8 protein-coding genes are annotated in these 13,281 nt (G+C 46.4%); 6 read left to right on the forward strand and 2 right to left on the reverse strand.

Annotated elements, in window-relative coordinates; all coding sequences use genetic code 11:
- Positions 1–165: 165 nt before the first annotated feature.
- Positions 166–942, forward strand: a complete 777-nt coding sequence (locus LRR81_RS14290) for a 3-hydroxybutyrate dehydrogenase (RefSeq protein ID WP_231790058.1) — start codon at positions 166–168, stop codon at positions 940–942.
- 369 nt (positions 943–1,311) lie between these two features.
- Here LRR81_RS14290 and LRR81_RS14295 read toward each other — a convergent pair whose 3' ends face one another.
- Positions 1,312–1,659, reverse strand: a complete 348-nt coding sequence (locus LRR81_RS14295) for a PepSY domain-containing protein (RefSeq protein ID WP_231790059.1) — start codon at positions 1,657–1,659, stop codon at positions 1,312–1,314.
- Between the two features lie 61 nt (positions 1,660–1,720).
- Entirely contained in the window at positions 1,721–2,023 is a 303-nt protein-coding gene (locus tag LRR81_RS14300) for a PepSY domain-containing protein (protein ID WP_231790060.1), read from the reverse strand.
- A 165-nt stretch (positions 2,024–2,188) separates the two neighbouring features.
- Between LRR81_RS14300 and LRR81_RS14305 the strand changes: the two genes are divergently transcribed.
- The 5 genes from LRR81_RS14305 (at position 2,189) to gltB (ending at position 13,261) form a co-directional block, all read left to right on the forward strand.
- The gene (locus tag LRR81_RS14305; RefSeq protein WP_231790061.1) at positions 2,189–4,720 is read left to right on the forward strand and encodes a DUF2339 domain-containing protein; all 2,532 of its coding nucleotides are present in this window, start codon (positions 2,189–2,191) and stop codon (positions 4,718–4,720) included.
- Positions 4,704–5,948 (forward strand): DUF3999 family protein, encoded by a 1,245-nt coding sequence (locus tag LRR81_RS14310; RefSeq protein WP_231790062.1) that lies wholly within the window; start codon positions 4,704–4,706, stop codon positions 5,946–5,948. Before LRR81_RS14305 ends, LRR81_RS14310 begins: the two co-directional genes overlap by 17 nt.
- Before the next feature lie 96 nt (positions 5,949–6,044).
- On the forward strand, positions 6,045–7,502 hold the full coding sequence (locus LRR81_RS14315) for an RQC-minor-2 family DNA-binding protein (RefSeq protein WP_231790063.1): 1,458 nt from the start codon (positions 6,045–6,047) through the stop codon (positions 7,500–7,502).
- A gap of 75 nt (positions 7,503–7,577) precedes the next feature.
- Positions 7,578–8,360: an FkbM family methyltransferase gene (locus LRR81_RS14320; protein ID WP_231790064.1), complete on the forward strand. Its 783-nt coding sequence runs from the start codon at positions 7,578–7,580 to the stop codon at positions 8,358–8,360.
- 311 nt (positions 8,361–8,671) lie between these two features.
- Positions 8,672–13,261 carry a glutamate synthase large subunit gene (gene gltB, locus LRR81_RS14325; RefSeq protein ID WP_231790065.1) on the forward strand — a complete coding sequence of 1,530 codons (4,590 nt, stop codon included), beginning with the start codon at positions 8,672–8,674 and terminating at the stop codon, positions 13,259–13,261.
- The last annotated feature ends 20 nt before the right edge of the window (positions 13,262–13,281 follow it).

Raw genomic sequence — 13,281 nt, forward strand, 5'->3', positions numbered from 1 at the left:
GAAAAAGCCTGAATGGACCTCCATTCAGGCTTTTTTGCTATTACCAAAAGGAATGGCTGCGATACAAACTGTGTATTTTACGAATAAACAAATGAGGAGTACGCTTAATTAAGGATAAAAACCTTATGAAACAGGGTAACAAAAGATAAAAAGGACGTGGAAAGAATGGTAGAAAATAAAGTCGTCGTTATTACTGGTTCCGCAAGCGGAATTGGGTATGAAATAGGAAAAACCTTTGCTGAGAACGGCAGCAAAGTCGTTTTAACAGACATCAATCAAACTGGAGTGGAAGAAGCAGCCGAAAAGCTTCGTCAGCTCGGCCATGAAGCGATCGGTATTAAAGCGGACGTCACAAACGAAAGTGACATCCAGCAAATGATTCAAACAGCACATAAAACATACGGACGCGTAGACGTACTCATCAACAACGCAGGCCTTCAGCATGTCTCGCCGATCGAAGAATTTCCAACAGAAAAATTTGAACTGATGATTAAAATTATGCTGACAGCTCCATTCATCGCAATTAAGCACGCACTGCCAATCATGAAAGAGCAGGGCTTCGGCAGAATCATCAACGTTGCCAGCATCAACGGCCTTATCGGCTTTGCCGGAAAAGCCGCATACAATAGCGCGAAGCACGGAGTCATCGGCCTGACAAAAGTAGCTGCACTCGAAGCAGCAGAACACGGCGTTACCGTCAATGCCCTCTGCCCTGGTTACGTCGACACACCGCTTGTCCGCAACCAGCTTCAAGGCATCGCTGACTCACGCCATGTCGCACTGGATAAAGTGCTCGAAGAAGTCATCTATCCGCTCGTCCCGCAGAAACGCCTTTTGGACGTGGAAGAGATCGCTGACTATGCCATGTTCCTTGCGAGTGATAAAGCGAAAAGTGTTACTGGACAGGCTGTTGTAATGGATGGCGGTTATACCGCTCAGTAATGAGTTTTTGCAGGCTGGTTTTAGAGGCAGATAGTGGGAGCAGGTCTCTGTCCCCATTTTACAGAGGCTCCTGTCCCCCATTCAGATAAAGAATGAAAGGACAGACCCCGCCCCAATTTTCCCTTGGTACGCTAAGGTTAAAAAGGGTGGTCTCTGTCCTTTTATCCAGTAAAGAAATGAGGGACAGGTGCATCTTACCCGGCACCTGTCCCTCACTTCTTTAGCGATTTAAAGCTCTGTCCCTGCTTATTGCAATTGTTGTCCTGCAAGTACCAAAGCTGCTGTGTGCCTGGCCCCCAATGCTGTACCGCAATGGGGGCCAGGTCACCTTATTATTGGGGGACAGGTGCAGCAAACCAAGCACCCTGCCTACTCCCCGCCACCCGCGCCATCCTTCTTCTTCACCTTCAAAACCTTTCCAGTCGCTGCATCAATTCTTACTTTATGTTTTTTCCCATCGGCCACGATCACAAATTTATAGACTGCCGGCTTGTTTTCCTTCATCTTAAAAACCACTTTCACGACTTTTCCCGGCACTTGTTTTAACGCAATCGCCATAGCCTGCTCCATTGTGAGCATCTTTTTTACAGGCTGTTCCTTTTCTAGCTTTGGTTCCTGGGCGATTTGATGCCCTGAGGCTGCATGTGCCTGTACGGGCAGGAGGAGCATGGTGGCAGAGAGCAGCAGCGGAGCGGTCAGTTTAAACAAACGTTTCATTAACTTCATCCTTTCGGCTGTGTTTGAAAAAAGTGCACCTGCTGAGAGATGCACATGATAATCAGTCTTTGTTTTTCATTTTTAGGAGTTTTCCTGTTTGGGCGTCAATCTTGATTTTGAATTCCTGTCCGTCTTTCAGTATTTTAATTTTGTAGACGAGCACGCCGTCCTCATCTTTTTTGAGGGCGATTTTTGTGATCTGGCCCGGAATTTCTTTAAGGGCAATTTTCTTGGCTTGATCGGCAGAGATTGCCGCTTCATCTTTACTTTGTTCAGCTGGCAGATTGGCTGCATTTACTGTCAGAGGAGCACTGCAAATGGAAGCAGCGAAAAGGACAGCGGCGGTTTTTTGAATGATCTTCATGAAATTAGCTCCCTTCCTTTTTCATAGTTTCTGCTGGCCGAAAGTAATTTATTCTTGTACGGGTAAAGACGGAAAACATATTTTGGGATTAAAGATAGAAATATTTCCTATAAAAGGGGTATTATGTGAGAGGGAATAACTATTGACTAGTATAGGAGGCGCAAAATGGATGAGCTGAAAGTCCGGCTGCAGCAGCTGAAGCTTGCTTCTGAAAAGCTCGCTGCAGAAAGTAATGCCATTATGAAAGAATATGATGCACATGATTTGCTGCAGGAAAATCTGGAATTAAAGCAGCAGCTGAAAAAGGTCCAGGCAGATGCCGGCAGCTTGAAAAAGCGGCAAACAGAACTCACGGGAGAAAACCGAAAGCTGCGGATTGCCCTGCAGGAGCAAATGATGGATGAGAAAATGAATCTCCTGATGGTCTCCAGGGAAAAGCTTCAAACGTATTTTTCCGAATCAGCGGCTTCCGGGAAAAACCGCCTCAAGGAATGGGAGGCTGAATGCAAGGGCCAGATGGATGCCATGAAACTTCAGGCAGAAAGGGAGCTGAAGCAGGAAGCGGCAGAGATGCTTCAGGAAATGGAAGAGCTTAAGGTTCGGCTTTCTGCTCAAATTCATGCAGTGAGGCTCAAGCAAAGGCAGCGGGAACAAACAGTGCTTGCTGAAATGGATGCTCAGCATGAAAAGCTGAAAGAAGAACCGCTCTCAGAAGAAATGATGCAAAAGAGAATGAAACAAAATCAGATTGAAATGAAAATCGGCCTCAGCTGGATTAATAAAATCGGAATCCTGCTGATCATTTTAGGAGTGGCTGCGGCATTTCAATATTCGTATGCAAACTGGTTTAATGATTATTTCAAAGGTGGAGCCTTCTTCTTGCTTGGTGCCATTATGCTTGCAGGCGGAGAATGGTTTTACCGGAATAACCGGAAAACGTTTGCTCTAGGGCTGATAGGAGGGGGAATTTCCGTCCTGTACGGCTCGATTTTCTTCAGTTACTTTTTGCTTGGGATTCTTGGCATGATTCCGGCCTTGCTGCTGTCTGTGCTTGTTACAGGCTCTGCGGTCCTGCTGTCACTCCGCTACGCGTCACGGACAGTCTGTACATTCGGCCTCGCTGGCGGCTATATTCCGCTGTATTCCTATTTGGCGGCTTTTCAGTTTTCACAGAGCGCCATTTACCCGGCGATGGTTTATTTGCTTCTTTTAAACGTGCTGATCCTCATGGTTTCCTTTAAGAAGCAATGGCGCGTTGTCCAGTACATCAGCTTTGGGCTGAATATGCCTTCAATGCTGCTTTTAATTGGTCTGGCAGAAAACCATCTAATCAGCATCTGCTTTGCACTTATTACCTTTATTCTCTATTTGGGGCTGACAGTCAGCTATCCATTCGTACACAAAGCAGTGCTGCACATCGGAGATACCATCCTGCTTGCACTTAATACAGTCATCAGCTGCAGTGTGATGTACTGGCTGTTCAGCGAGCTTGACTGGAACCATTTAAGAGGGATTCTGGCTATCGTGTTCTGCCTCGTCTATTTTGGGCTTGGACGGTTTGCGGAAAAATCCATTTCCAATGAAAAGCAGACAAGGCTTTTATTTTATGGAACGTCTCTTGCCTTTGCGGTGCTTGTTATTCCGTTCCAATTCGGGGTGCAGTGGCTTTCGCTCGGCTGGCTTGCAGAAGCGGTTATTCTTATTATTTATGGCTTGAGAGAAAAAGCAAAGCAGCTGGAAAGAGCCGGCTGGGTGATTTTCCTGCTTTGCCTTGCCGTCTTTTATTTTGAGAGTAGTGCAAGGCTCATTGGCACCCCTGTGCTTTCCTACAGCTTGAAGTATTTTGCCATAACGGCAGCCCTTTTGCTTGCAGCGGTCTATTACCCGCTTGTCCGCAAAAGGACCGGTTTTTTCGGTATATTTGAAAAACTCTCCTACATGTATGCAGCATTAAAGTATTTCTCGCTTCTGAACCTTTGGTTCTATTTGCTTTACGAAGCGCAGCATCTGTATTTAGCTAATGTGCCGAAAGGATTCGAACAATTCTGGTTTTATCTGATTCTGCTTGAGGCTTTCCTGACTGCGGGGCTTGCGTACATCCTGCAGAAAGTCCGGATTCTGTATGATCAGGCTGTTCAGTATTACAGTTTGTTTTTATATGCGGCAGGCTCTTTCACAGTATTCTGCCTGACTGCGGGGACCCCTGTACTGAAAGAACCGCTTTCAGACAATGGATTTTTCCAGTACTTGGCGCTTCTTCTTCTCATTTGCTTTAATGTGCTCGTCTTTTTTGTAGGCAGGGATGTGATTTTAGCCTTTGCCAAACGCTTTTATCAAAGCGGTGAACTTTACCCCGTTGTTTTGGCTGTTTATCTGCTCGGTGTCATGGCCGCCTTCTTGACGGTTCAGTTTAGGCTCGGCTTCTCCGGCTTTGCGTTCAGCATCATCATGCTCCTAACAGCAGCCGTTTATATTTTTTACGGTTTCCGGAAAAAACTGGTGTACGTCAGAAGGCTTGGTCTTGGCGTAACCTTGCTCTCAACGGCGAAGCTCTTTATTTTCGATCTGGCTTTCCTTGAAGAAGCCAGTAAGATTGCCGCCTATTTCTGCTTTGGGCTGGCACTCCTCGGCATCTCATTTATCTATCAGAAGGTTTCCAGCAAACAGGAGGACAGCGTGAATGTTTCACAGGATTAGTCTGATTCTTTTTCTTGTCCTTGCAGCGGGGAGAACTCTTCCCGCTCAGGCGGAAGAGGACTTTAATAAGTGGAAATACTATAAGCCGATCACCTTCCAAGCTGAAGGCCAATACCAGTTTATAACGCTTGATGAAGACATTTATGCGCATGCCAGGGAGGATCTCGGAGATTTAAGAATTGCCGATAACGATGGAAAGCCGCTTCCCTACTATTTGAAAAACAGTGATAAAAGAACAGAGTCAGAAACGGCTGCCTATTCTGCCAAGCTGGTAAAAAGCATTCAGAAGAAGAATAGCAGCATCAACGATTTTCAAATTCTGCCTCTGAAAATGAATCAGGATATAGCGGGAAACACTCTGCAGGTTCAGCTCCCTGAAGGTCTTTTTCTAAAAAAGATCAGCGTATGGGGCAGCCATGACGGTACAAATTGGGAGCCGGTAACTGTAGATTATCTTTACCGGACAGATGATGCCGAAAAAGACACCATCCCCCTTGGCGGGACCTATCCATACGGATTCTATCGCCTGGAAATCATGGAAAATCCTGAAAAGCTCGCCTTCAGGGGGATCACCCTGCAGCACAATTTGCAGAAGGAGAGCATTCAAGATTATTTTAAACAGAAAACAGCTGAAACGGTGATTTTCCAGGAGGGCAGGAATACGGTAATTGATTTGAAAAATAACCAAAAGCTGAGAATAACAAAACTCACTCTTTACGGCGAAGGAAACTATAAGCGATCGATTGAAATAACAGACGAAAAGAGCCTCCCTGTTCCAATTGAGGGGGATTCTGAAATCTATAAGCTTAGCTTTAAAAACCAGCAGTATGAAAAGAGCACAATAGAATTGGAGCATCCTGTCTCTTCTCAGGAACTGAAAATCAAAATTCACAACAAGGACAATGCCCCTTTAAAAATCCCTTCTGTTGTCATGGATTACACAGTGGACCAGCTGGTGTTTGAAGGAAAAGGCGCCAGACTGTATTACGGCAATCTGAAGGCTTCAAAGCCCGATTATGACATTGCCTCCTTCAGGCAGCTGGTCGATGAAGAAGAACCGGTTCAGGCACTCCTAGGAAATGAGACGGCGCGCACTGTTTCCCATTCAGCAGTGCCCGGGGAGCAGCCAAAATGGATTTTCAACCTCATTATAGGAGCCGTTTCCCTGCTTCTGATCGTATTGCTTCTCAGAAAAATGCAGGGTGCCAGTAAAAAGAGCATGGACTGATCATTCAGCACATGCTCTTTTGCATATTTCTTAAAGGCCAGGCCTGTTCCGATTATAATAGTTCATAACTTACTTTGAAGAAAGGCCTGATCCCTAATGAGTCTAGATGCACTCGCCCAATATTTTGATCCCTATCCCTCCTTAGCAGTATTTCCGCTTGGGAAAAAAACAAAAAGCGTCCGCTCGCCTGGACATAAAAAGGAGCGGGCTGTATTCGGAAGAATGGAGGAATGCCTGCAGGAGCTGGATATGAAAGAGCCTGAACGGCAAGCCCTTCAGGGGTTCTTTGGACTTGGAGGAAGTGCGGTCTTTCCCGTTTTTTCAAAAAAGGGAGATGAACTTTATCCGCATTTTATCCGGCCGGAAAGTGTTTTATGGAAGGAATTTTCCTCCCAGCATGGCGTTCCCCTTCATCCAGAGGGGTTTTATCCGGAAAGCTTTGCTTCTTTATCAAGAGATGCCCTGTTTGCCCATGTAAAAGAAACGGTACGCGATTATCTATTTGCCGCTTATATCTCCAAAAAAAGCAGGGGAGAATGGGAAAAGTTCTTGGAAGAGTCCTATTACAAACATCCCTTTGTCCAGCTCGCACATGAAAAAAAACGTGTGATAGAGGCCGCGGAAAAAATGAACCGTTCATCCCTGCTGTCGCTATTATCTCCGCCAGAGGATGTGTCCTTTTGGAGGAAGCGGATTGAGATTGTTCTGCGCCCGTACCGCCTGCTTCCTCCCTTATGCAGCCACCAGAAAGAAATGAGCCTTCATTCTGAAACAGAAACGATGGTTTTCAGCTGCGCAGAATGCAAAACAAAGCTGATTTACCATGTAAAGGAATCGGTGCTGGAGCTCGAGGAAGAACCTGATATGGAAAAAGCGAAAAAAAGGATAGCCACGATTGAAAGGCTGTTTAACGGGCTCGCTGCTAAAAATACAGGTCTCTTGGAGGATTTGGACAAAGTGATGGACTGGAAAAAGCGGTTAATAAAATTGCCAAAAGTAATGGAAATGATGGAAAAGCTCTATGCCAAGCCCTTTTTGGAGAAAGAAGCGGATCCATTCAGCGCATTCTTAAAGCATCTTCACCAAACCGCTGCTCCGGAAACAAGAGATCCTTCCGAGCTTCTCTGGCTTTCCGGATTCGTGATCAGCCCGCTGTCGCTTTTAAAGGAAATTCGCCAAACAACTTTTAAGGAGACAGAGGCAAGGCTTGAGCTTTTAGAAGTTGAGCTGGAAAATGCGCTCACTGCCGAGGTGCTTCCGCCTGAGAAGACTATTTTGGCTATCAAGCAATCTACTTTATCTTTCCAGGATCTCACTGTCATCCTCACAGGGCTTGAGGCAGAACTTCAAAACCAGCCGCTGCACCTGCTCGCCCAAGTGCTGAAGGGCAGAACATCCAGTAAAATCCGCGAAGAAAAACTGGATGAAACGGAGCAGTTCGGCTATCTGCAGCATTGGGAGGAAAAAGACATCCAGAAAGCGTTTAAAAAACTGGAAAAAGAGAGCTTGATAAAGAAGCAGAACGTCGGTTATAGAAGCAATATCCCTGAGTGAAGGCAGCTCTTTTCTGCACAGCCAGCTGAAAAGGCGCATAGGCTGAATATGCAGTGCTGGAAAGGAGAGAGCGGTTTGCCAGAAAAAATTGAGAAAAACGGTGTTGTTTTTTATGTGGAGGCAAGTGCCATTTCAAGCTGGTTTTGGGGACTGATCGGGCAAAACGAATGGGAAGCTGATACATTCGAGGTGTTTGACAGGTATTTAAAGCCTGATAAGACTTACCTGGATATTGGCGCCTGGATTGGACCGACTGTTTTATATGGAGCAAACAGAGCAAAAAGAGTGATGGCTCTTGAACCGGATCCTGTCGCTTATGCAGAGCTCTGCTCCAACCTTCAGCTGAATCCGGAGCTTAATGAAAAAGTCATTTCTGTCAATGCAGCGCTTTCCGGTACAGCCGGGGAAATCAAGCTGTATAAACGGGGCCACTTTGGCGACTCAACTTCAAGCCTTCTTCCTTCTTTTTCAGAGGATCACTACACATCTGTCAGGGCGCTTCCTATTGAAGAGCTTGTTAAGGAGTGCAAGGCTGAAGAGGTAAACTTTATCAAAATGGACATTGAGGGCGGTGAATTTCAGCAGATCCCTCATCTTGCAGGTTATTTAAAAGAGCTGCGGCCTGCCTTTTATGTCTCCCTGCACCCTGCTTTTCTCGAGCAAAGCCTGGCCTTAACGGGATGCGCCGATATTGCAGGAGAAAAAATGCGGCTGGCAGAGGAGATGCTGAACAGCCTCAGCTTTTATCAATATATATATGACTGGTCCGGCAATCCGGAAAAACCGGAAGATGCCTTGGAAAAAATAAAGAAAAATGAGTTTGTTTCTTATATTTTTACAGATGAAGCCTGGATATAGGGTATTTGAAAAATTTAATTTTTCCTTAATAAAAAACGCTTTCATTCAAAAAATAGATAATTTCTTCCATATGGAGCCTTTAAGTAATTCATGAGAAAAACCCAAATCTCATGCATGCTGAAGGCTCTATTTTTTTATGCTAGGAATATTTTTCAATAGTAAAGGGTATCTGTAAATTTTAAGTTATCTAAATTTTGCGCAAATAGAAAAATATGATATACTTTCGAAAATTGAAGAATAGTGTCTATTAAAATTTATAAAAATTCACTTATGTGAATATATATACTTAATTGAACAGGAGTGATAATGGCATGAAAAGACATGGTTTCCCTAAATCCCAAGGCTTGTATGACCCTTCACAGGAGCATGAAGCCTGTGGAATTGGCATGATAGCCAACATAGACGGCACAAAGTCGCACGCGATTGTCCAGAATGCCATTAACATACTGAGCAACCTGGAGCACCGCGGCGGCCAGTCCGCTGACATAAGTACAGGAGACGGGGCCGGAATTCTCACGCAGATCCCTCACAGGTACTTCAAGAAACAGTGCGAGCGGGAGGAAATCTACCTTCCGCCGGAAGGAAGCTACGGCATCGGCATGGTTTTCCTTTCACAGGATCACGTGATCCGGAATGAAAGCAAGGAGATGTTTGAGCAGATTATCCGCGAGGAGGGCCAGGATTTTCTTGGCTGGCGCACAGTACCTGTCAACGATTCATTTGTCGGGCACGAAGCTAAAAAAACGCAGCCCTTTGTGAGTCAGGTCTTTATCGCTCCTTCCAAAGAGATGACAGATCAAATGGACTTTGAGCGGAAGCTGTATGTGATTCGCAAAAGGGCCGAAAAGCTGATTCCTGAAAAAGAAGGGCACGAAGCCTTTTATATCAGCAGCCTGTCAACACGAACCATCATTTATAAAGGCATGCTGATTCCAGAGCAGCTTGATTCCTTCTATATTGATCTTACCCATCCTGATTTTGCTTCAGCGCTTGCCCTTGTTCACTCACGCTTCAGCACCAATACCTTCCCTAGCTGGGAGCGTTCCCACCCTAACCGCATGACAATCCACAACGGCGAATTCAATACGCTCAGAGGGAATGTCAACTGGATGAGGGCGAGGGAAGAACTTTGTGTATCTGATTATTTCAGTGAGGAGGACCTGGAAAAAATTCTTCCGGTCATTGATACAAACGGCAGTGATTCCTCCATGTTTGATAACGGTCTAGAGTTTCTGCACCTTTCAGGAAGGCCGCTCGCCCATGCAGCTATGATGATGATTCCGGAACCGTGGGCGAACGACAGCGGGATGGAAGAAGAGAAAAGAAACTTTTACGAATACCATGCAAGCCTGATGGAGCCGTGGGACGGACCGGCAGCCGTTGTTTTTACAGACGGCAGGCAGATCGGTGCCTGTCTTGACCGGAACGGGCTTCGTCCTGCAAGATATTCTGTTACTAAAAAAGGCATGATCATCATGGGGTCCGAAGTTGGCGCCCTGGACGTTTTTGAAGATGAGATTGTTTATAAAGACCGTCTGCATCCAGGAAAGATGCTCTTAATTGACTTGGAAAAGGGCAAAATTATCCCAGATGAAGAGATCAAAAGCCAAATAGCTGCTGAGCATCCATATGGCGAATGGCTGCAAAATAACCGGCTATACCTTCACGATCTGCCTGAAGCAGCAGAACAGCAGCCGTTTATTCATTCAGAGGCTCTCTTGGAGCAGCAGCTTGCTTTTGGCTATACCTCTGAGGAACTCAGCAAGATTATTAAGCCGCTTGTCTCTACAGGAAAAGATCCCGTCGGCTCAATGGGCTACGATTCGCCGCTTGCTGTTTTATCGAAAAAGCCGCAGCTTTTATACAACTATTTCAAACAGCTCTTTGCCCAGGTAACGAATCCTCCAATCGATGCTATTAGGGAGAAAATTGTCACAGCTGCCGGGACAACCATTGGAGCTGAAGGCAACCTTGTCCGTCCTCGGCCGGAAAGCTGCAGGCATATTCACTTGGAAACACCGATTCTATCAAACAAGGACCTTGAAAAATTAAGACAGCAGCTTCTTGAGGGATTTCAAGCTTCTACCCTTTCCATCCTGTTTTCAAAGGAAGACCCGAATGGAATGGAAAAAGCGTTGGAAGAGCTGTTCCAAAAAGCAGATCAGGAAAAAGAGAAAGGGGCGGTTCTTCTCATTCTCTCTGACAGAGGCGTTGATGAGAACCTTGTGCCGATTCCAGCCCTCCTTGCTGTTTCAGGACTTCATCACCATTTGATCCGCAAAGGGACAAGAACTCAAGTCAGCATCCTGCTTGAATCAGGAGAGCCGAGAGAGGTGCACCATTTTGCAGCACTGATCGGCTACGGTGCGGAAGGCATTAATCCGTATCTTGCGTTAAACACAGCTGCTGAATTGATTGAAAATGGCGATCTGTCGGGTATTTCCTATCCTGAAGCGGAGGAAGCCTACATCCATGCCGTCACAGACGGCGTTATAAAGGTACTATCCAAAATGGGCATATCCACTATTCAAAGCTACCGAGGCGCACAGATTTTTGAAGCTGTCGGCATCCATCCGGATGTGATAGAAAAATATTTTACAAGAACAGCTTCAAGGCTTGGCGGCATCGGGCTGTCACTTATTCAAAAAGAAGCTGTCATGCGGCACGATAATGCTTACCGCCAGAACAGGGGCGGCAAGAAACATTTACAATCAGGGGATGAATTTCAATACCGGACAAACGGTGAAGACCACCAGTACAATCCTAAAACCATTCATCTTCTCCAGCAGGCATGCCGGACGGGGAACTACTCTTTATTCAAAGAATATACAGCACTGCTGACTGACGAAAGCCAAAACCTCCAGTCGCTGAAAGGGCTGCTCTCCTTTAAAAAGAGAAAGCCGATTCCGATTGAGGAGGTTGAACCTGTTGAGAATATCGTGAAAAGGTTCAAAACAGGTGCCATGTCCTATGGATCGATCAGCCAGGAGGCACATGAATCGCTCGCCATCGCGATGAACAAGTTAGGCGGCCGAAGCAACACGGGAGAAGGCGGTGAAAATCCAGCGAGGTTCTCACCTGACGAAAACGGAGACTTGAGAAGAAGCGCCATCAAGCAGGTGGCATCAGGCCGGTTTGGGGTGACAAGCCACTATCTTGTAAATGCAGATGAAATTCAGATCAAGATTGCCCAGGGAGCAAAGCCGGGCGAAGGCGGTCACCTGCCTGGGAAAAAAGTATATCCATGGATCGCAGAGGTGCGGGGTTCCACACCGGGAGTCGAACTGATTTCCCCTCCTCCTCATCATGACATCTATTCGATTGAGGATTTGGCGGAGCTTATTCACAACCTGAAAAACGCCAATCCGAACGCAACGGTCAGCGTCAAGCTTGTTTCTGCTGTCGGTGTCGGGACAATTGCAACAGGCGTTGCAAAGGGAAGGGCAGATCTCGTTTTGATCAGCGGCTATGACGGCGGAACAGGCGCAGCAGCGAGGACAAGCATCAAGCATGCTGGCCTGCCTTGGGAAATCGGCCTTGCCGAAACCCACCAGACACTGCTCCTGAATGGCCTGCGCGACAGAATTAAAGTGGAAACAGACGGTAAGATGATGACAGGACGCGATGTTGTGCTCGCAGCCCTCTTAGGCGCAGAGGAATTCGGCTTTTCAACAGCCCCTCTTGTCGTACTCGGCTGTGTGCTCATGAGAGTCTGCCATCTTGATACATGCCCTGTAGGAGTGGCTACACAGAATCCTGAACTGCGGAAAAAATTCATCGGCGAACCTGACCATGTTGTTAACTTCATGAAATTCATTGCAGAAGAAGTCCGCGAATACATGGCAGAGCTTGGCTTCTACTCAATGAATGAAATGATCGGCAGAACCGATGCACTGATGCAGAATGAAGAAATAAACCACTGGAAGGGCAGCAGTGTAGACCTTTCCGCCCTTCTTTACCAGCCGGACGTCCCAGCGGAAGTAAGCCGCTACGCCGTTAAGAAGCAGGATCACGGACTTGAAAGATCACTCGATTATCAGGAGCTGATCCCGCTCTGCCGGAGAGCAATTGAAAATCAGGAGCCGATTGAAGCGGTTGCCGCTATCCGGAATATCAACAGGGTAACCGGTACAATGCTCGGCAGCGAAATTACGAAGAAGTACGGGGAAAAAGGACTTGCAGAGGATACCATCCAGCTCAAATTTACCGGCTCTGCCGGCCAAAGCTTCGGTGCCTTTATACCAAAGGGAGTCACTTTAAAACTTGCTGGAGATGCCAACGACTATGTCGGAAAAGGCCTTTCAGGCGGCAAGCTGATTCTTTATCCGTCAGTAGACTCCACCTTTGTTCCTGAGGAAAATACGATTGCAGGCAATGTTTGTTTTTACGGAGCATCTGCAGGTGAGGCTTATTTGAACGGCATTGCCGGTGAACGCTTCGCTGTCCGGAACAGCGGTGCCAATATCGTTGTAGAAGGAACAGGAGATCATGGCTGCGAATACATGACAGGCGGAACAGTCATTGTCCTTGGAGACATTGGCAAAAACTTTGCCGCAGGCATGTCAGGAGGCTTTGCCTACGTACTTTCCAATTCTTTAGCAAGCTTTAAAAAGAAATGCAATTTGGAGCTTGTGACAGTAGAACGCGCAGCAGACACGAAAGAGCTGACAGAAATTCAGGAAATGATTAAAAAGCATGTTCGCTATACACAGAGTCCGAAAGGTGCAAGAATTCTTGAAAACTGGAAGCAAGAATCATCTAAATTTGTCCGCATTGTGCCAAAGCAATTCACGGCCGTCAGAAACAGGATTCAGGAACTGACCCAGGGCGGACTGACAAAGGACGAAGCAGAAATGACCGCTTTTGAAGAAAGCAATAAACCCCTTGAAGCAGTTAAATAATTCACTTTAGGAGGCGGCAA

This window comes from Metabacillus kandeliae (assembly GCF_021166585.1).
GTDB classification, from domain to species: Bacteria; Bacillota; Bacilli; order Bacillales; family Bacillaceae; genus Metabacillus_B; species Metabacillus_B kandeliae.